General features: G+C 41.2%; 19 protein-coding genes and 1 riboswitch. Of the genes, 12 read left to right on the top strand and 7 right to left on the bottom strand.

The window, feature by feature from the left end:
• Window positions 1–96 precede the first annotated feature (96 nt).
• Genes AC1ECB_RS11685 through AC1ECB_RS11670 form a run of 4 tightly spaced genes read left to right on the top strand, consistent with a single transcriptional unit; the run spans window position 97 to window position 4,537 of the window.
• Window positions 97–651 carry a SiaB family protein kinase gene (locus AC1ECB_RS11685; RefSeq protein WP_485668850.1) on the top strand — a complete coding sequence of 185 codons (555 nt, stop codon included), beginning with the start codon at window positions 97–99 and terminating at the stop codon, window positions 649–651.
• Window positions 652–660: 9 nt separating this feature from the next.
• The gene (locus tag AC1ECB_RS11680; RefSeq protein ID WP_485668849.1) at window positions 661–1,068 is read left to right on the top strand and encodes a DUF1987 domain-containing protein; all 408 of its coding nucleotides are present in this window, start codon (window positions 661–663) and stop codon (window positions 1,066–1,068) included.
• Complete coding sequence (locus tag AC1ECB_RS11675) at window positions 1,058–2,905, top strand: SpoIIE family protein phosphatase (protein ID WP_485668848.1); 1,848 nt, start codon at window positions 1,058–1,060, stop codon at window positions 2,903–2,905. Before AC1ECB_RS11680 ends, AC1ECB_RS11675 begins: the two co-directional genes overlap by 11 nt.
• A 21-nt stretch (window positions 2,906–2,926) precedes the next feature.
• Window positions 2,927–4,537 (top strand): bifunctional diguanylate cyclase/phosphohydrolase, encoded by a 1,611-nt coding sequence (locus AC1ECB_RS11670; RefSeq protein ID WP_485668847.1) that lies wholly within the window; start codon window positions 2,927–2,929, stop codon window positions 4,535–4,537.
• Window positions 4,538–4,616: 79 nt separating this feature from the next.
• Here the strand turns inward: AC1ECB_RS11670 and AC1ECB_RS11665 are convergent, their stop codons facing one another.
• The 3 genes from AC1ECB_RS11665 to AC1ECB_RS11655 form a co-directional block, all read right to left on the bottom strand.
• Window positions 4,617–6,182: a DHA2 family efflux MFS transporter permease subunit gene (locus tag AC1ECB_RS11665; protein ID WP_485668846.1), complete on the bottom strand. Its 1,566-nt coding sequence runs from the start codon at window positions 6,180–6,182 to the stop codon at window positions 4,617–4,619.
• Window positions 6,179–7,234 carry an HlyD family secretion protein gene (locus AC1ECB_RS11660; protein ID WP_485668845.1) on the bottom strand — a complete coding sequence of 352 codons (1,056 nt, stop codon included), beginning with the start codon at window positions 7,232–7,234 and terminating at the stop codon, window positions 6,179–6,181. The genes AC1ECB_RS11665 and AC1ECB_RS11660 overlap by 4 nt, the downstream gene beginning before the upstream one ends.
• 202 nt (window positions 7,235–7,436) lie before the next feature.
• Window positions 7,437–8,045, bottom strand: a complete 609-nt coding sequence (locus AC1ECB_RS11655) for a TetR/AcrR family transcriptional regulator (RefSeq protein ID WP_485668844.1) — start codon at window positions 8,043–8,045, stop codon at window positions 7,437–7,439.
• A gap of 189 nt (window positions 8,046–8,234) precedes the next feature.
• On the opposite strand from AC1ECB_RS11655, the gene AC1ECB_RS11650 reads away from it, so the two are divergent.
• From AC1ECB_RS11650 to AC1ECB_RS11630, 5 genes are all read left to right on the top strand, one after another.
• The gene (locus AC1ECB_RS11650; protein WP_485668843.1) at window positions 8,235–8,525 is read left to right on the top strand and encodes an ArsR/SmtB family transcription factor; all 291 of its coding nucleotides are present in this window, start codon (window positions 8,235–8,237) and stop codon (window positions 8,523–8,525) included.
• A 43-nt stretch (window positions 8,526–8,568) separates the two neighbouring features.
• The gene (locus AC1ECB_RS11645) at window positions 8,569–11,037 is read left to right on the top strand and encodes a CoA-disulfide reductase (protein ID WP_485668842.1); all 2,469 of its coding nucleotides are present in this window, start codon (window positions 8,569–8,571) and stop codon (window positions 11,035–11,037) included.
• A 329-nt stretch (window positions 11,038–11,366) separates the two neighbouring features.
• A riboswitch (M-box (ykoK) riboswitch) is annotated at window positions 11,367–11,536 on the top strand.
• A 174-nt stretch (window positions 11,537–11,710) separates the two neighbouring features.
• Complete coding sequence (locus AC1ECB_RS11640; RefSeq protein ID WP_485668841.1) at window positions 11,711–12,997, top strand: magnesium transporter; 1,287 nt, start codon at window positions 11,711–11,713, stop codon at window positions 12,995–12,997.
• A gap of 2 nt (window positions 12,998–12,999) precedes the next feature.
• Window positions 13,000–14,274: an Nramp family divalent metal transporter gene (locus tag AC1ECB_RS11635; protein ID WP_485668840.1), complete on the top strand. Its 1,275-nt coding sequence runs from the start codon at window positions 13,000–13,002 to the stop codon at window positions 14,272–14,274.
• A gap of 667 nt (window positions 14,275–14,941) precedes the next feature.
• Window positions 14,942–15,469: a nucleoside-triphosphatase gene (locus AC1ECB_RS11630; protein ID WP_485668839.1), complete on the top strand. Its 528-nt coding sequence runs from the start codon at window positions 14,942–14,944 to the stop codon at window positions 15,467–15,469.
• Here AC1ECB_RS11630 and AC1ECB_RS11625 read toward each other — a convergent pair whose 3' ends face one another.
• Both AC1ECB_RS11625 and AC1ECB_RS11620 read right to left on the bottom strand, forming a co-directional pair.
• Window positions 15,470–16,450: a hypothetical protein gene (locus tag AC1ECB_RS11625; RefSeq protein ID WP_485668838.1), complete on the bottom strand. Its 981-nt coding sequence runs from the start codon at window positions 16,448–16,450 to the stop codon at window positions 15,470–15,472.
• Between the two features lie 306 nt (window positions 16,451–16,756).
• A complete protein-coding gene (locus AC1ECB_RS11620) occupies window positions 16,757–17,032 on the bottom strand; it encodes a LysM peptidoglycan-binding domain-containing protein (protein WP_485668837.1) in 276 nt (91 codons plus the stop codon).
• 148 nt (window positions 17,033–17,180) lie between these two features.
• On the opposite strand from AC1ECB_RS11620, the gene lexA reads away from it, so the two are divergent.
• From lexA to rocF, 3 genes are all read left to right on the top strand, one after another.
• Window positions 17,181–17,798 carry a transcriptional repressor LexA gene (gene lexA / locus AC1ECB_RS11615; RefSeq protein ID WP_485668836.1) on the top strand — a complete coding sequence of 206 codons (618 nt, stop codon included), beginning with the start codon at window positions 17,181–17,183 and terminating at the stop codon, window positions 17,796–17,798.
• 55 nt (window positions 17,799–17,853) lie between these two features.
• The gene (locus AC1ECB_RS11610) at window positions 17,854–18,405 is read left to right on the top strand and encodes a flavoprotein (protein ID WP_485668835.1); all 552 of its coding nucleotides are present in this window, start codon (window positions 17,854–17,856) and stop codon (window positions 18,403–18,405) included.
• Window positions 18,406–18,638: 233 nt separating this feature from the next.
• Window positions 18,639–19,550, top strand: a complete 912-nt coding sequence (gene rocF / locus AC1ECB_RS11605; protein ID WP_485668834.1) for an arginase — start codon at window positions 18,639–18,641, stop codon at window positions 19,548–19,550.
• A 431-nt stretch (window positions 19,551–19,981) separates the two neighbouring features.
• Here rocF and AC1ECB_RS11600 read toward each other — a convergent pair whose 3' ends face one another.
• Entirely contained in the window at window positions 19,982–20,188 is a 207-nt protein-coding gene (locus AC1ECB_RS11600) for a DUF1657 domain-containing protein (protein WP_485668833.1), read from the bottom strand.
• 14 nt (window positions 20,189–20,202) lie between these two features.
• Window positions 20,203–20,556, bottom strand: a complete 354-nt coding sequence (gene spoVAE, locus AC1ECB_RS11595) for a stage V sporulation protein AE (protein ID WP_021170884.1) — start codon at window positions 20,554–20,556, stop codon at window positions 20,203–20,205.
• Window position 20,557: the final 1 nt, after the last annotated feature.

Raw genomic sequence — 20,557 nt, 5'->3', positions numbered from 1 at the left:
AAGTATTATGTTTAAGGGAATGAGAATTTAAATTGAACTACAGCAAAGAAAACGTAAAGTAGATGATAGAATGTATTCTTTGGAGGAGTGCAAGCGATGGAAAATAATTTCGATAATTTGATTGAATTGCAGAAGGTTTTGCAGAACTATGGAGTGCTAATTACATTTTCCGGCCGGTTTACCCAGGAGGTTATTGAGGAATTGGGAGATGCCGTAAAAAGGTATTTAGAGACGGATGCTACTTCACTTAATGATACTTATAATGTTTTTTCGGTATTTATTGAACAGACACAAAATATTAAAAATTATAGTGTGAAAAAAGCCAGTTCGCCCTTAGGCGAACAAATTGCCAATTCTGGGGTTGTGGTCATTGGCAAATCGAATATGGGATATTTTGTATCTTCAGGTAATCTGGTTGCAACCCAGGATGTCAAGCCTCTTATCGATCAATTGGAAGAGATCAAGCAGCGGGATAAAACCGGACTTAGAAAAATGTACAAGGAGCAGTTGAAGAAAGAACTGCCGGAAGGCAGTACCACTGCTGGGTTAGGACTAATTGACATGGCGCGAAAAGCTTGTCAACCTTTAACCTATTCAATTGTCCAAGTGGATGAAAAGGTCCACTTTTTTTCATTACAGGTTAGGGTTTAGGAGGAAAGTATGGACGGCTTAATTATTGAACAAACAAAATCTACTCCTAAAGTAGTGCTTGATCCCCAGAATGCAAAATTATCTATTGAGGGACAGTCTTATCCGGAAAATGCTTTTAAATTTTATGAGCCAATTTTTTCCTGGCTGGATAAATATTTGGACCAGTTGCAGCAAGATGTCGTGTTAGAGATATATTTTCATATGCCGTATATTAATACCAGCAGTTCAAAATGCATGATGATGCTCTTTGAAAAATTGGAGGAAGCCCATGAGGCGGGAAAAAAGGTAACCATCCGTTGGTACTATGATCAGGAAAATGAAATTGCTTTGGAATGTGCTGAAGAGTTTAAAGAGGATTTAGGTCTGCCTTTTGAAATTATACCTCTTAATGACGAGGGGATAAGTAATGGAAAATGATGAGGACAATTCTTTAAAGGGCAAGAACTTCGATTTGATGTACGATCGTGGGACCATAAAAGTAATAATTTGTGCTTGTTGCATCATAATATTGGCAGTAGTATTTACTGGCGGCATCAGCTATGTTATAACCCGTAATGCCATGGTAGATAAGTTAAAAAATAGGGATATGCTTTATATTGTGCAGTCTATGTCGGAAAAAATCGACGGGAGAATAGAACGGGCTCAAGAGACCTCCTTACTTTTGGCTGATGACCCGACGGTGCTTGCGTGGGTTGTGAGCGGGGGCAAGGATGAAGCAGCCGGCGAGATAGTTAAAACAAAAATTACCGATATTGGGAAGAACTACGATTATGTCAAGGCATTTGTGGCTAGCACCGTCACCAATCAATATTGGGAAGATAATAAGGTGGTTAAGCTTTTATCTAAAACAAGCTATAATGATAAATGGTTTTATAAGGCCCTGAAATCTGGCAAGAAAATAGAACTAAATATTGATTATGACAGTATCCATAATGAAACATTTATATTTTTTAACACCCTAGTAGGAGATGTACGACAGCCGGTGGCTGTAGCAGGTGTAGCTTTAAGCCTTGGGGATATTGCAAAGGAATTTGGCAGTTACAAATTTGGCGGCGAACACAGTAATTTATGGCTTGTTGACAAGCAGGGAAAAATTCATCTGGCGGATGACTTGGATTATAATGGACGCTTGGCAAGTGATTTTTTGCCAGCAGAAGTGATGCAGCAAATTTTGGGGGACATGGATAATGCTACTGCAAGGCCCAAGGTGCTGGAGTACCAAGATAGTCAGGGAAGGATCATGGATCTGGCCTACCAGTCAACAGCAACTACCGATTGGAAACTGGTCTTTCAAATTCCCCGCAGAGAAAGCATTTCTATTCTCAGCAGCATTAAAATAAATGCCATTATTGCCAGTGTGATTACTTTATTGCTGTTGGTCTTCATTTTTTATTTTATTTCCTACAAAATTGCCAATCCTTTTAAACGGGCCCTCAGTCTGGCAGCGGAAATGGAAAATCAGGTACAGTTGCGCACTCATGAACTGGCTGAAAAAAATCAAAGCATTATGGACAGCATTGATTATGCCAAACGGTTACAGGAGGCTATCCTACCTACGGAAACCGAATGGGCTGCTCTTTGCCGCGAGTATTTTGTTCTATGGCGTCCACGGGATGTAGTGGGCGGAGATTTCTACTGGATTCGCAAGCTGGATGCCGGGGGTTGCCTGATTGTTGTCGGCGATTGTACCGGGCATGGGGTCCCCGGGGCGTTAATGACTATGACGGTGAATTCTATTTTGAATCATATTATCGATAATTGCTTTGAAAGCGCCGGACAGATGCTGGCAGAATTAAACTGTCGTGTAAAAAAAACACTGCATCGTGAGGGCGAAAATCAAGTCAGTGATGATGGTCTGGACATTGCTATTTGCTATATTGAAGGCGCCCGGCTGGAATTTGCTGGAGCTAAAATTCCTCTCTATATAAAAAGAGACGGGCAGGTTCATATTCTTAAAGGGGATAATCGCAGCATCGGCTATCGTCGTTCCAAGATCGACCAGAAAGTTTGCTGCCATTTTTGGGATCTGGAGGCTGGCGATTGTCTTTACTTGACAACAGATGGCTATATTGATCAAAATGGCGGAACCAGGGATTTCCCCATGGGTAGAAAGGCCTTTATGGAGTGTATTGCCGGGCAAATCCAAGGTGCACCTTTCATAAAGCAGCGGGAAAGCCTTGAAGGTATGTTGGATGATTATAAAGGAAGCCAACCGCAGCGGGATGATATAACCGTGATTGGAATAACCTTTTAACTGGAATGAGGTGTTTCCGCAATGAGGAAGGATAACAGTAATTTGTTTAGTGCGGAAGAAGCGGTACTGCAGAATGCTTTAGTAGATACTGTTGATCAGTCGTATACAGGTAATGACTTGTTACCCCGCTATAAAGCACTAACCAGTCAATACAAAAAGTTACTGCGGCTATGCCGGAAGATATTTCATATCAGCGACAGTCAGGGGTTGGCGTTGCATCAGCAGCAAAATGAAATGCAGATGCTATTGGATAATGCAGAGCAAGGGTTCCTTACCTTTGGGTCGGCTTTAAAGGTGAACCGGCAATATAGTCAGGAATGTGTACGGATTTTTGGGAAGAAAATTGCTGGAGAACCGGTTGTGGAGTTGTTGGGTCAAATGGAGAATATCTGTGCGGAACAAATGGTAGACAACTTGCGCAAGGTGTTTACTTTACCGGCGGATGAGAGCAAGCAGCTGTTGCAGCAAGTATCCTGCGTTGTGATTATCGGTAATAAAAATGTGCGGGTAGAATATAAAAAAATAACCCAGACGGGCAGTCAGCTGGACCATATTCTGATTATGATGATTCTGACCGATATTACCGAAAAATTACGGGCGGATGCCCAGATTTACTACCTTAGCTTTCATGATAAATTGACAGATCTCTATAATAGAGCGTATGCAGAACGTATGATGCCTATTTTGGAACAGGCGGACAAACTGTCGTTAAGTATTGTCATGATTGATATGAATGGGCTTAAAGTGGTTAATGATGTGTTTGGTCACGCTCAGGGTGACCAGCAATTGGTTTCTTTGGCTAGGGTTCTTCGTCAAGCTTGCCGTGAGTCAGATGTCATTTGTCGCTGGGGTGGGGACGAATTTGTAATTTTTATGCCAAATACCAAACAAATGGAGTGTATAGGCATTTGTGAGCTCATTGGTCGTTTATGCCGGGATGCTAAACATACCTCTATTCCGTTAAGTGCCGCCATAGGGATGTCTACAAAAGAGAAAATGGGAATGCAACTTTCGGAAGTGTTTAGTGCAGCAGAAAAACGAATGTATAGCAATAAATTGAAAGAAGGCCAAGCCATACGGCAAGAGATTATTGACAGTTTGCTGGTAAGGCTTCAGCAACAGTGTTTTGAACAGGCCGGTCATAATGAAAGGATAGCAGCGTTGGGAGTTGAGTTTATTCATTATTTAGGTTTGCCGGCTGATTCTCTTGAGTTGCGTACCTTGCAGCCATTGGCGATGTTGCATGATATTGGCAAGGTGGCAATTCCTAAAAATGTATTAGGTAAGAAGGGCTTATTGACAGCTAAGGAACGGGAACTTGTTCAACTCCACAGTGATAAAGGCTACCGGATGGCGCAATCCATTGGCGATTCATCCTTGGCCGATATGATCCTAACTCTTCATGAACGGTGGGATGGGCAGGGTTATCCTTGCGGCTTACGAGGGCAGGCTATTCCTTGGTTGGCAAGGCTATTTGCAATCATAGAGACCTATGATGTTATTACCCATGAGCGTCCTTATGGCAAAGTGATGCAGAAAACGGAAGCCCTGACCGAGATTCTGTGTGGCAGTGGAAAAATGTTTGACCCGGAGCTATCGGAAAAGTTTATTCAGTTTATGCAGGGGAGATAGAATAATGGCAATATGGCCTTGAACCTTATGAGATAAAGGTTCAAGGCCATAATTATTTCCCGTTTCACCGCTTTTTTTATTAATGCGACTCAATAGGAGTTTCTTTTTTATGCGGTCTATTGGTTGGCATGAACAGCGCCGCAATCCCTAAAACGATTAATATGACTGCAACGAAGTTGTAAGCGTCCCGGTAGGCAAGAATACTAGCTTGATGAAGAAGATCCTGATATATTTTCCCCATAGCCTTTGTTGAGACCAGCGAGGATGGCACACCTAAATTCGTCAGTACCTGTGTGTAGGTTTCAAGTGCGTAACGGTAACCGATATCAGCCATTGTCAAATGCTGCACTAAATAGGATTGTTGAATTTGTTGGCTGTGTATAAGTTTATTGGTTACCAATGCGATACCAATACTTCCCCCTAGGTTGCGCGTAAGAGAAATAATCGCCGAAGCATTGCTGCTACTTTCCGGAGAGATTTTCGAAAAGGCGAGCGTACTGGCTGGCACAAACAAAAAGGGTAAGCCGAGAGTTTGCAAGATGCGTACAAAAACGAAAGTACTATAATCCGTCTGCGGAGTTATAAGGCCGGTAGCCCACATGCCAAAAGCGTTAATCAGCATACCTAAGGAGATTAAATACTTTGCAGGAACTACATTAACTAGTTTGCCGACGACCGGCATCATAATGAGAACCACGATCCCGGCCGGCGAAAGGAGGAGGCCGGATAATGTGGCGTCATATCCAAAATTAGCCTGTACCATCATCGGTAATAGCGTGGTGCTGCCATATAAAGCAAAACCGACAAAGAACATCATAACACAGGGCATACCAAAACTGGGTATTTTAAAGAGCTTCAGTTCGACTACAGGACGTTTTTGCTGCAATAACCAATAGATTGCCAACATGAGGCTGATGGCAGATATAACGGCAAAATGTACAATAAAAGAGCTGTCAAACCAGTCTTCCTGTTGTCCCTTATCTAAAACAATTTGCAGCGCCCCAAGGCCAAGAGCGATTAGTCCAAGACCAATATAATCAATGGAGCCGACAGCTTGTTTTTGCGCACTGGGCGGGTCTTGGACAAGAATTTTGACCAGAAAGGCAGCTAACAGGCCGATAGGTACATTCATGAAAAAAATCCAGCGCCAGTTATAGTTATCGGTGATATAGCCGCCCAGAGTTGGACCAAGTATCGGCGCCAATACTGTCGTTATACCTGTGATAGCAAATGCCATCCCCAATTTTTCAGCGGGAAAACTATCTTTAATGATGGCCTGTTGGGCTGGTTGCAAACCTCCGCCTGCCAGCCCTTGCAATAGTCGAAATATAATTAGCATGGAGAGAGATGTCGCAATACCGCACATAAATGAGGTAAATGTAAAGCCAATGATACAAAGAATGAAGAAATTTTTACGTCCCATAAGACCAGACAACCAGCCGGACAGCGGCAAAACTATACCATTGGAGACAAGATAAGAGGTTAGAACCCAGGTGCTTTCCTCTGAACTTGCTCCAAGAGAACCCGCAATATGTGTAAGCGCGACATTGGCAATGGTCGTGTCCAGCACTTCCATAAAGGCGGCAAGACTGACGGCGATTGATACCCAAATAGGGTTTACTGGCTTGGGAGCCGCTTCGTTCATATCTTTGCTCCCGAACTTTCAGTATATACAGTAGGTATAACTGACATCCCCGGCCCTAGTGGAAGAGTAGCATCAGGTGGATTATCAAACACAATTTTTACGGGAACACGTTGTACGGTTTTAACAAAATTGCCGGTAGCATTCTCCGCCGGAAAAAGAGAAAAATGAGAACCGGTTCCTGCTTGAAAGCTATCTATTCTGCCGTGCAATTTCACGCTGGGAAAGGCGTCAATACGGATATCGACAGGTTGACCGGGACGCATATGATCCAGTTGTGTTTCTTTGAAATTAGCAACAATCCATAATTCTGTCCCAACTAGCGAGGCCAGTTGCTGGCCTGCCTGGACATAGTTGCCGGTTTCAACGCTGCGTTTGGTAATCCGTCCATCCATCGGGGCAGTGATTTTGGTATTGGCCAGCTCCGTTTCAGCTTGTGCTAAATCTGCTTGGGCCTGCTGCACCTGAGCCAAAAGTTGCTCACCAGTATCTTTAGCTGCTGCAATTACACTGGGTGCTGTTTTGGCTGTACGAAGATCGGCCTGTAATTTATCCAAAGCGGAATGATCTGCTTTTTCTGTTGCAATTGCTTGATCCAGTTGCTGACGGGAACAGGCACCCACAGTGAACAGACTCTCCATACGCTGCTTATCAGCTAGTGATTTTTCCCAGGTTGCCTGAGCTGATGCCACCTGAGCAGCAGAGGCATCAATATTGGATGATGCGGAAACTGTGGTTGTTTCCAGATTATTGTGAGATGCGTTGGCAGCCGCTTCAGCAGCCACTAATGCAGCTTTGGCCCGGTCACGACGGATAATATAGTCAGTCGGATCAATCTCCATAAGGACATCACCAGTTTTAACCATTTGATTGTCTTGTATATTCAAAGTTTTTACATAACCTTGTACCTTCGGACTTAAAACAACTGTGCGTCCTTCAATGGTGGCATTGTCCGTTGATACCTCACCACAGTGAAAATAATAATAACCACCAGAGCCAACAGTAACTACCAAAAGAACAGTAATAAGTTTCATGAATTTTGATGGTATTTTCATACAATCTCTCTTTTCCTAAAATTTTATTAAATTTACGCAAACTATAGTAAGACAGGTGTGGTTCGTACTTATTATATAAAGTGGTTAATATTTACTGACAACACAATAGTAAACAAACATTTGTTTGAAATAATTGAAACGATCATACGTCTTTATAATTCAATTTGTAGTATTTGTTTTTGGACTTGCAACTACATAGGTCCTAGGTTTCCAAATTCATAATGCCGTGCAGATAAAGATGAAAGGCATGAGCTACATATTCGGATTCATTATCGGCATGTTTTGTCAGGGGAAAAAGTTTGAAAACAAAAGGTTTGGCAATGAAATAAAAGTTTAGAATACCAACTAGTGAAACTGCTGCATATGTAATATTTAAGTCTTTCCTCAGGCAACCTTTGGCGATGCCTTCCCGTAAGGTAGCATCTATAAACTGATAGACCTGCGATAGATGTTTTTCGATAATAGGTTCGCCATATGCTGTGGGATTCGTCACTTCGCTGTATATGAAACGGGATAAAAACGGGCGCAGCGCATGTATATGTGCAATCTGGTTGGCATAAAGGGTGAGTCTTTCGACGGGTGAGATAGAATTATTTTTTTGTACTTCCTTCATTACCTGCAGAATGGGAGAAAACTGTTCAGTCAATACAGCTTCATAAAGTCCCTCCTTGCCATTAAAATAATAAGAAATAGCAGATACATTAATTTGGGCAGCCACGGTCAGTTCGCGCACTGATACAGCGGCAAAGCCTTTGACAGCAAACAGTTCTGTTGCAACTTCAATCAATTTTGAGCGGGTCTTATTTTCCATGACAACAACCTCTTTTAGAAATGTAAGTATGTCTTACTTTAATTCAAACAATCGTTTGTTTTATTTAATAGTAACATGACCGCTATAATTTGTCAATTTTTTTGCATTCTGGCATAGAAGGGCTTGACATATATATCGTAATATCGTAATATACAAATACAGCGATATAAATAATGAAGGGTGATATACATGGATGTTGGTGATCTTTCCCTATTTACTGAAGCGGCAGAGCTTTTGAAAGTGCTTGCTCACCCAATTAGACTATGTATTGTAAAAGGTCTGATAGAAAAAGGTGAATGCAATGTTTCACACATGCAGAATTGTCTTAATGCTCCTCAATCAACAATATCCCAGCATTTGCAAAAATTAAGAGCAGCCGGTGTTATCGAAGGTGTTCGCAATGGGTTGGAGATTAATTATAAAGTACGCGATCAGAAAGCAATAGCCTTGGTCAATGTCCTATTTAAAAGCAGGACATAAAAGGAGTTTGTTTTTCACTTAAATTTTTGAAGGAGGTACTATCATGGCTAAAAAGGTATTATTAGTTGGTGGAGTTGCCGGAGGAGCATCGGCGGCAGCAAGACTGAGAAGATTAGACGAAACAGCTGAAATTATTATGTTTGAGAGGGATGAGCATATTTCTTTTGCAAACTGTGGCTTGCCATATTATATCGGACAAAACATCAAGGAGAGAAGTAAGCTTCTGGTGGAGACACCACAAAGTATGCAAGAACGGTTTGCTATTGATGTCCGAATTCATAGCGAAGTAACTAATATTAATCCTGATCGAAAAACAGTAACAGTAAACAGTAAAGACAGAGGCATCTATGAAGAATCCTACGACTATCTAGTATTATCTCCGGGGGCTAAAGCGATTAGACCGTCCATTCCGGGAATTGACAGCGATAAGATTTTCACATTAAGAAATATTCCTGATACTGATACGATAAAAAGTTTTATTGAAAAACAAGAAGTCAAACAGGCAGTCGTTATTGGTGGCGGCTTTATCGGTGTGGAAATGGCGGAAAACCTTAAAGACCGGGGGTTAGAAGTAACCCTGGTAGAAGCAGCACCTCATATCTTACCGCCTTTTGACACAGACATGGCAATTATTGTGGAAAAGGAATTAGAGGATAATAATGTAAAACTTTTGCTAAACGATGGTGTAAAATCCTTTGCAGATAAAGGCAGCAAGATTGAGGTCATTTTGAACAGTGGTAAAATGCTTACTGCTGATACGGTTATTCTAGCCATTGGCGTAACACCAGATACCAGATTTCTTAAAGACAGTGGCATTGAATTAGGGGTTAAAGGGCACATTCTTGTTAATGAGAAGCTGGAAACTTCCTGTCCAGGTATTTATGCTGTAGGTGATGCCATTGAAGTTGTTGACTTTGTAACTAAACAAAATGTAGCAATTCCTTTGGCCGGCCCAGCGAATAAGCAAGGAAGAATTGCCGCTGATAATATTGCTGGATTAATTTCCACCTATAAGGGGACTCAGGGAACCTCGATACTCAAGGTTTTCAGTCTAACGGCCGCAAGTACAGGTAGTAATGAAAGAACACTCAAACGATTAACTATTCCTTATAAGGTAATTTACGTGCATCCTGTATCTCATGCCTCCTACTATCCGGGAGCATTGCCGTTGTCGTTAAAGCTTATCTTTAACGAGGAAGGTACTATTTTGGGAGCGCAGGGAGTTGGCTCTGACGGCGTAGATAAACGTATTGACGTAATTGCTACTGTAATTCGTCTTAAGGGCAAAGTATCCGATTTAGCAGAACTTGAACTTTGCTATGCACCGCCTTTTTCTTCAGCTAAAGATCCTGTTAATATGGCTGGCTATGTAGCAGAAAATGTTTTGGCAGGTCGTGTAGAAACGTTTATTTACGAGGAATTGGAAAACTACAATAAAGAAGAAACTCAATTAGTGGATGTTCGAACTGAATTTGAGTTTGAAAATGGCCATTTGGAAGGAGCCATCAACCTCCCTGTTGATAAACTAAGACAAGAGTTAGGCAATCTGGATAAAAATAAACCAATTCTAGCATACTGCCAGGTAGGATTGCGGGGCTATATCGCTGCGCGAATTTTAACCCAGCATGGTTTTAACGTTAAAAACATGACTGGCGGTTACAAATCTGCATCCGCACTGCGCTTTAAACCAGATAGTACTACCTCTATTTCTAAGAAAGAATCTAACATAGATTCTGATACGCAGCTTATTAAAGAGGTAAAATTCCAAACAAAAGACTATAATAAAGTATTGGATGCTAGCGGGCTAAGTTGCCCCGGTCCTTTAATGCAAGTTAAAGCATCAATTGACGGAATGGTCAACGGCCAAATCCTTAAAGTAGTGGCCTCTGATCCAGGTTTCTATGAAGATAGTAAAGCCTGGTGCCTCCGAACAAAAAATGAACTTCTCGATATAAAGAAAGAGCAAAGTCAAATTATAGCTTATATAAAAAAAGGCAGTGATCCTAAAATTACAAATCAGAGTTTGTCCAATCTGCCAATGAAAGACAACAAAACCATAGTAGTCTTTAGTGGAGACCTTGACAAAGCTATAGCTGCCTTTATCATAGCCAACGGTGCCGCTTCGATGGAAAAAAAGGTTACTTTATTTTTCACTTTCTGGGGTTTAAATATTCTGAGAAAATCCGAAAATGTTTCCGTAAAGAAAGGCTTTATTGATAAAATGTTTGGTCTAATGATGCCCAAAGGCAGTAAAGAGTTAAAACTCTCCAATATGAATATGATGGGGATGGGGAGTAAAATGATGCGCATGGTGATGAAAAATAAAAATGTAAGTTCTCTCGAAGAACTTATTCAAGCGGCCTTAGCTTCAGGCATTGAGATAGTTGCTTGCCAAATGTCTATGGATGTAATGGGTTTACAGCCGGAAGAATTGATTGACGGCATAAAATATGGCGGTGTCGGTTATTATCTAAACGAAGCAGAAGATTCCAATGTAAATTTATTTGTATAAGTTGAATTTGGGATTACAGACAACAAAAACTAGGCGACAGCAAAGTGTCGCCTAGTTTTTGCGGCAGGACTGAAGGTAAGTGAATACACTAATGCCGACTAGACCAAGTAGGGAGATTGCCGCTAATAACTCTGGCATAAAGATACCCTCCCTGGCATTACTGGTTTATATATTATATTGCGATTATCAATGTAATGTTACATAAAGATATTACATTGAGGGTGAAGTCTGATTAAAAAGTCTGAAGGATATCTAGAAAATCCTAGAGAAATATGTCAGTTAGCATTATTAAGTGACATTTCTGCCTGTTAAATCATACACTAAACTAAACAATTCTCTGTTAGGTGAGGCTCCTGCATAAAAAAATGCCACTACCCGGAAACGTCGAGAGACGCCAATGGGTTAACAGGTACTACCGAATTAAGGTTTTACTTAATGTGGCTGAGTAAGAATCAGCTCTACGTTATGCAGTGCTAAAACTAAACGAGTAGAGGAGGTCGCAAACATTGCTACTCATTGACTACTGCTAGGCCTTCTTCACAAACAGGAGAAGGTCTACTTTGTTTTATGCATACTCTGATAGCCAAGGAGGCGGTGTTGCAACAAGCAAAAGTTCTGCCTATCGTTACAGCAAAATTAATAGGCCGGACCGATGTATAGAGGAGGTAATGGTATGACTATGGCAGCGATTATCGGTGAATTTTATTTCAGTCAACTCCTGGGGAAACCAATTCTTGACGTGACTGGACAGCGCATAGGTAAGGTTAAAGACATGGTAGTCAAATGGGACGGCGCCGCACCACGAGTAACTGGCATCAAGTATGGGCGAAGTACCCAGGGGATTGTTCCCATAACGTTTGTATCAGAAGTAAGCGGTAAGCATATACAACTTGACGGAGAATTTGCACCCTATGTAATGATTCCGCTGCAGGATGATGAAATCTATGTCCGCAGATGGCTGCTTGATAAGCAAATTATTGATTTTAAAGGATCGAAACTGGTTCGGGTCAACGACATAACCTTAGCATGGGTAGCGCATGAGAAGCAACGGGGCTTAGTATTTGTGGCTGTAGATATTGGTTTGCGAGGATTATTTAGGCGTCTCGGTTTAGAGTTTTTGGTTAAAAATATGGCGCACAATTTTATTGGCTGGCAGTTTATTAAACCATTGGAAAACCGGACGTCCAGCCTGCAGCTTAGCCGTGATAAAGAGCAATTCAGTCAGTTACATCCCGCTGATATTGCGGACATTGTTGAGCAGCTAGATTATAACAGCAGAGCTAGTTTCATTAAAAATTTAGACTCTCGGCAAGCCATTGAAGCACTGGCAGAAATGGACTTGGATACGCAGATTGAAATTATCACTCAGATGGACCAGGAACAAGCCTCAGACCTTTTGGAGGATATGCCGCCTGATGAAGCTGCCGATATATTAGGTGAGCTTCCTGACGAAAAATCACAAGAATTACTCAATTTAATGGAATCTGATGATGCTGAGGAAGTCCAGGAGTTGATGAATTATCCTGATGACACGGCCGGAGCTTTAATGACTACCGAGTATATCGGCTTGTCCGCCAATATTACAGCCGAAGCAGCAATTGAGAAAATACGCGAACTGGCACCTACTGCCGAGACGATTTATTATATTTATGTTCTTGATGAAAAAGAAATATTACTGGGAGCGCTTTCGTTACGTGAACTTATTCTTGCATCACCACAAGCTAATTTAGGCCATATTATGCATGAAAAAGTGATCTATATACGGCATGATGATAGTCACCGCAAGGTGGCAGACATTATACACAAGTATGGGTTACTGGCCGTTCCCGTGGTTGACGAACAAAGTACAATGCTAGGAATTATAACTGTTGACGATGTATTAGAAACATTGATCCCTGAGCGTGGCAGAGGGGATGTAAGCTCCGGGTACATTGTCAACAGACGGCTCTGGAGGTGGTGATAGTGAAATTGGTTAAAGGCATTCGCGGGCGTATTAGCATTTTTTTAGCTGTTATGGGGCCAGGTATTGTGACTGCTTTTGCTGATAACGATGCAGGCGGTGTTGCTACCTACGCGGCAGCAGGGGCAAAATATGGGTATACACTGTTATTTACAATGTTTGTTGCTACTGTTTGTTTGGCTATTGCACAGGAGATTTCCGCTCGTACCGGAGCTGTCACCGGTAAAGGGCTTGCAGATTTAATCCGTGAACAATTTGGTGTGCGATGGACGCTTTTTGCAATGGTTGTACTGCTTATTGCTAATATAGGTACAACCGCCTCAGAGTTCTCGGGGATTGCCACAAGCTTTGAAATATTTGGTGTGAACAAATTTGCATCGGTCCCTTTAACCGCCGGAGTGGTCTGGTGGCTGGTAGTTATGGGTAGCTATGACCGGATTGAGAAAATTTTCCTTGCATTGTGTATAACTTTTTTTAGCTATGTATTATCAGGTATAGTTGTTAACCCGCCTTGGCAGGAAGTAATAGTTGCCTCGGTAACACCATCTTTCTCCTGGAATGCCGAATTCCTTTTCATGGCAATTGGCGTAATTGGAACAACAATTACACCCTGGGGACAATTTTATATTCAGGCTTCGATCGTAGATAAAGGGATAATGACAAAAGATTACGCCTATACTCGCTGGGATGTATTCATCGGCTCTTTCTTCACTGGATTTGTGGCATTCTTTATCATCGTGGCTACCGCAGCAACATTGTATGTTAACAATATATCAATCGAAACGGCAAAAGATGCAGCACTTGCCTTGGAACCACTAGCCGGAAAATACGCGAGCATGTTTTTTGCCTTCGGGTTATTTGGCGCTTCCATGCTGGCGGCGTTTATTCTGCCCCTTAGCACCGCCTACGCTATCTGCGAAGCATTTGGTTTTGAACATGGTATCAGTAAGTCGTATGAAGAAGCTCCGGTATTTTTCGGATTATATACGGCACTAATCGCGATCGGTGCCGCCTTAGTACTGTTGCCTGGATTGTCACTTTATCATGTCATGCTTACCTCGCAGGTAGTAAATGGTATATTATTACCGCCTATCTTAATCTTTATGGTTTTAATCGCAAGCGATAAGAATATAATGGGGAATTATTCAAATTCACGTCTGTACAATGTGATTGCCTGGTTTTTTACAGTTGTGTTGATTTTATTAACCGTACTTTTGTTAGTTGCGACAGCAGTACCAGAATTGTTGGATTCGGTAGTGAATTTCGTAAGAATGTAATACCAAGATACTAATTAAGTAGGTAACTACTCTCCGATATAGGTAGAACTGTAAAAAATTACTTTTTTGGTTTAATGTGCAATAATAAAATTTACATATCTGCATATCGGCGGAGCAAGGACCGCATTGTTTAACTGGTTTTTGCCCGGCAATGTCAGGGACAGTTTGTTCTTAGAATTGAGGATACAGATACACAGCGACTGAAAAAAGTTCTGTTCGCAGATTTTGGCCAGCCTGAAATGGCAGGGAATAGATTGGGATGAAGGTCAAGAGCAAGGATTATATTTTATATATACCAGTTATGTTTTGCCAAAGTAAAATATTTCGAGCGCAATTGGGATGACTTCCTACCGTATATTCATAGTTGGAGAGAAGGATTTATTGAATGTGAATTATATGATATGGAGTTAATAAAACATAAGTATACGGACATTATTTTTGATCTTCGGGACTTAAAAAAGATCACTGACATAAAAGAGTTTCGTTCTATCTGTGACTATCTTGATGGGCAAAAGAAAACTTTGAATTTAATAAATTAGATTGCTCTGGCGGCATGTTGCACGTCTTACTAAGGCATGGTAACATTAGTCGTATCAGTGCTCTGCCCGCAAAAAGCGGGGGCGTGCTGACTCGTTGTATTCGAAGTCAAAGGGGTCTATAAATCAAAATGCATATATTTCTGACAGGTGAAATACAAGTAGGGAAAAGCACAGTAATTGCTAAAACCCTTTCCCAACTTAAGATAACTCCTGGTGGTTTTAAAACATACTACGGTCCGGACAGGGCATTGCCAAACAAACTGCTGTATATGAATTCTGCCACTGAACCAAAGAGTTTTAGGGAAGAAAACGCTGTCGTGCGTTTTTTCGCAGACCATCCCCCCCAGGCTTTAACGAAGAAGTTTGATAATTATGGCGTTGAACTGATCAGGTCTGCCAGAAACAGTTCAAGTTTGATTTTGATGGATGAATGTGGCAGTTTGGAATGTAAAGCGCTTGCTTTTCAAAAGGAAGTTATTGCTACTCTTGATGGCAATACACCGGTTTTGGGCGTTATAAAACTGGCAAGCAAAGGTTGGATTGATCAAGTCAGAAACCATTCCCAAGTGAAGCTCATCGCCGTTACCAAGGAAAACCGTGATTATCTGCCACAAATACTAGTCCATCAACTTGCTTTTGCTATAGGTTTCAACTAGTTATGGTTTTATTGTAGTAGATCGTAACATAGGACGTTGGTGGCAAAAATTGAATTCTGCATTATATTTTTTGATTAGCTTTGAAAAGGCAATGAGCATACGAAAAGAAGATAGTTCTTCTCGATAATTTTCAAAAAAATTGCTTAATACAAGTTGACGCTGAAAGTGTTTGATTAATCCGAATTGACGCGTACTTATTTCCCATTGAATTTTAGCGGTTAACCCATTTGGGTTTGCAAGTGGCATGGTGTTTTGTTTGCTGCGATAAGTTGGCAATGATTGAAGAATGTTTTTAAGTTGAAAACCATTTTTGCGATACATTGGCTCAATATGTTTTTGAAGTATTCTAATCCCTTCTTCTAATGAACGGTTTGAGCTAATTCGGGCAAAACTCCAGCTGTTAAACATGTCTATAAATAGATGGACATATAAGCTTCCCTTTTTCGCCAATCTTTTTCCGAAAAGACATTTGTATACAATAAGTTCACCAGGGCTGCCTGGACGTATATCGCGGTCATGTAATTCAGGATGCATCTTATAGATGAATTTTAGTTGGGTAGCATTTAATTCGTTATTACAGCCAAGAAAGAGCCGATTTAACAAAATGTTGCAGATCGCCTCATGATTATCTAAACCACACTCTTGCTTTAATCGATAAAAAGTATCTATTGTCAAAGTGGGGTTAGCTTTACGAAGTTTGCCATGAAGATGAAAGTCATTTAAATTCGGGTTATGAAGGCATATAGTAATAAGCTGGTTGTGCATAGCTGTAAGTTCTTGTTCGGGGTTGACGGTGAATGGATTTATGCTTCTATTTAAATCCACCGCAGTTTTAACACTGGAAACATTCTCCTGTAGGTTATTTTGCCTCCTTTTCTGAAATAAAAGTGATTGTGAACAAGCATTGACCAGGGGAGCTTGAAAACCACTATCTGCTTTTTGGGAATTAAATAACGATATCGCCGAACCACTGACCGTCATGAATAATCGCCTCCTAATAGTAGCGCCGGCGCGGATGAATACATCCGGCCGGCACTTCATTGTGACACTGAACTAAAACTAATAAAACAAAACCAAAATTAACTATGGTTATAATTATATAGTAATTAGTTGCTGACATCAATAGTTATTTTATACATGAACGAATAAAAACAAACAACAGATAAATTAATGCTGGTATTGACGTGAGTTCGGTTTGGTTATGAATGCAGGGATATCCTATAGTCAATATTAAGGCTGCAAGAAGAATTAAATGATTGTTTCCTAGCTTCAAGGAGTGGAGGGACGTTATGAAGCGGTATACTTTACCGGCACTTTCAAAGCTTGTCCAGGATAAACCTTTGCGTTGTTATCCAATTTATTTATTCGCCTAATCTCAAAAACGACTTCCCTAACATCGTCTTTATCTGTCATATATTTAGTAGCAATTTGCCAAACTGTATCTCCTGGTTTTACGTAGATCGTCTCATAGGTAGCGGGTTCAACAAAAGCACGGGATATAGCAAACGGTGTAATAGCCAATATAACAAGAACTAGCGACAGTACCAATATTGTCTTTCTCATAATATAAACACCCCTCTAATTGAACGTATGTTTGGTTGCTGTTATTATAGCACAGCACATATGTTCCCCGCAAGTATGTTTGGTAAATTTTCGAACTAATGTTCTTTTTTCTATTGTTTTATGGTACAATTATCTTGAGGTGGTAAAAATGACCGTTGGTTCACTAAACAAAAGGCAAAAAGAAATATTGGATTATATAAAAGAAAACCTTCGGGCTAAAGGTTATCCTCCGTCTGTTCGGGAGATAGGCGAAGCAGTCGGGCTTAGCAGCAGCTCTACAGTACATTCCTATCTGACTAAATTGGAATCTTTAGGTTATATAAAACGTGATCCTACTAAGCCGCGTGCAATTGACGTACTTGATGAAGCACCATGGAGACACAAGACGGTTATTCCAGTTCCGCTTGTTGGTGTAGTTACTGCCGGTCAACCGATACTTGCCGTTGAAAACATCGAAGAAACCTATCCGCTGCCGGCAGAATTAATCGGTAGTGAAGATAATGTGTTTATGCTGGCAGTGAAAGGCGATAGTATGATTAATGCTGGTATCTTAGATGGAGACTACTTGCTTGTCCGGCAACAAAGCAATGCTTGTAATGGTGAAATTGTAGTAGCTTTGATAGACAATGAAGAAGCTACTGTAAAACGTTTTTTCAAAGAAGCAAGACGCATTCGGCTACAGCCAGAGAACGATTCAATGGAACCCATATATGCAGAGAATGTGTCTATTGCAGGCAAAGTAATTGGTTTATTTAGAAGTTTATAGATACCTATATTTGGTATGATGGTAGAAATATAAACATAGAAAAGAGATCGATAAAATGCTTAAAGGGAAAAATATCATTATTGGTGTGACCGGATGCAGTCCGGCATATAAGGCGGCTGATATTATCAGTAAACTGGTCACATTGCACGCCAATGTAGATGTAATTATGACAAATAGTGCCACGAAATTTATTGCGCCATTGACTTTTCGCAATGCATCCGGCAATCCGGTTGTCCTGGATCAATTTGCAGATCCGGTTTCATGGAATACAGGGCATAAAAAGCTTGCAGATAAGGCAGATTTATTATTAATTGCTCCGGCAACTGCAAACATTATTGGAAAAGCGGCTAACGGTATAGCGGACGACATGCTGTCTACGACTATCCTGTCAACAGAGGCAGTCACCGTTTTTGCTCCTCACATGAATCCCAAAATGTACAAAAAACCGGTAGTACAAAGAAACATTCAAACTTTGCGGGAGGACGGGTGCCGGTTTATTCAGCAGGAGAAAACCATGCCTAGTGGTAGAACATTGTATAGTATGCTTGCGGATATCGAATTTATTATTCAGGAAGTAACCGAATTATTGCTTGCGAAAGCTAAATAAAGGTGACTTTTCGGTACAGATTACTTCCAACGAAATATTGTAGAAACAGTAATAATACCCCATAGAGAGCCGTAACAGGCATTCTATGGGGTATTATTATCTAATCTCGTATTAAATTAGGGAAAAATCAGTAACCTAGTTTTGGCTACTAATTTTCCGAACCGAAGTTTCATCCGAGACTATACTTCGTTATGAGTAAGATGATAAGGGATATGTTTAAGGGGGTTCTCCATATGAATCCAACTAGTAATAATCGCATTTCTATTATCGGAGTACCGTTAGATCTAGGTGCGGATCGCCGGGGCGTAGATATGGGGCCTAGTGCTATCCGTTACGCAAAAGTGGGTGAAAAACTCCAGGCACTTGGCTATGAAATTGACGACAAGGGAGATATTGCGGCTAATAGACCAGACTCCTGCTATGTGGACGGAACGAGTCTAAAATATTTGGATGAAATTGAAAGAGTTAACACTGAGCTTTGCCGCATGGTAGCTGAGGAAATGGCAAAAGCCCGTTTTCCCCTGATTCTTGGCGGGGACCACAGCATTGCTATTGGTACCATCTCTGGTGTGCTCCAGCATAAAAAGAAGTTAGGTGTTCTCTGGTTCGACGCCCACGGCGATATTAATACTGCTGCAACTTCGCCATCCGGTAATATTCACGGAATGCCGGTGGCGGTGTGCTTGGGCCGGGGTCATGAGCGGTTGACCGGAGTCGGAGGCCAGGCTGCAAAACTTGAACCGGGGAAGTTTGTAATGATTGGTATTAGAGATTTGGACCCAGGGGAGAAGATATTACTAAAAGAACTTGGTGTTGTTGTGTATACCATGCATGAAATCGACATAATGGGCATGGCTAAGGTGATGGAAGCGGCCATTAAGATCGTAGCTAATGGCACTGATGGTGTTCACGTGAGTTTTGATATGGACGTCATCGACCCTTTGCACGCACCAGGTGTTGGTACACCGGTACTTGGCGGATTAACATACCGTGAAAGCCATTTAGCCATGGAACTTATTTCTGCGGCTAATATTGTTACCAGTGCTGAGTTCGTGGAAGTGAACACCATACTAGATAATAGGAATCAGACCGCTAAAGTAGCGGTAGCTCTGATGGGATCGTTACTAGGAGAAAGGGTTTTGTAGCAGTTTGATGTGTTTCGGAATATACGATAAACTATTTATTCATAGCTTTTTCAATTGTCACTCTCGCCGATAGCGATTATTGCAAGTCCAAGACGCGATTCATGTGGCATACTTTAATCAGCATAAATAATATCCCAATTGAAAATTATAACCATTGTGCAAAGTGTCATAGGGGACAGGTGCATTGACACTGTATTCTCTGATTGCTCGCGAGTGTCATAGGGGACAGGTGCATTGACAGTGTATTCTCTGATTGCTCGCGTGTCAATGGACCTGTCCCCACGACACTCCGTATTTGCTCATGAGATTGGGATCGTCCCAAATGGGGGCGGTAATCTAGCTGAAAGCGGTGGGGTTATATAGCACCGAAGACAGAAAATAACCAAAGCTGAAATAAGATTCGACTTTGGTTAAAATAGCTGCATAAGGCGTTATTGCTGTTTGTATTGTGGTTCCTGCTGCTCAACCTGCTTTTGTCTTTGCTTTAATGTATCAACAGCACTGTCAAGAGTAGTTGCTAATTGTTCGAAGGTTTGTTTTGCCTGCTGATCCTGAGTCTCTAATGAGAATGTCTTCATAGTGGCGGCTGCATTTTGAACAGTTGCAATGGCTTGCGTCATTTGCGTACCTACGGTCATTTACTTTACCTCCTTTATCCTTTCGGTTTACATAGTAAAGACGCCAAAAATCCAAAAATAATTGCCGCTGAAATACCGGCACTGGTGATTTTGAAAATACCTGTCAATACGCCGACTAAGCCGGTTTTTTCTGCTTCCTGGAGAGCGCCTTTTACCAATTGATTGCCAAAGCTGCTGATAGGAACGGAAGCTCCTGCACCAGCAAATTTAATTAAGTCGTCATATAGGCCAAAGCCGCCTAAAACAGCTCCAGACACTACTAAAGCAACCATTGTATGTGCAGGCGTTAATTTCAGTCCATCCATTAGGAGTTGTCCAATTACACATATAGTTCCGCCAACAATAAACGCCAAAACAAACTTTTCCACA

It is taken from the genome of Sporomusa sp. 246TCP1 (genome assembly GCF_057319775.1).
Note: the sequence above shows the minus strand (reverse complement) of the source record. Positions and strands in the feature narration are given on the sequence as shown.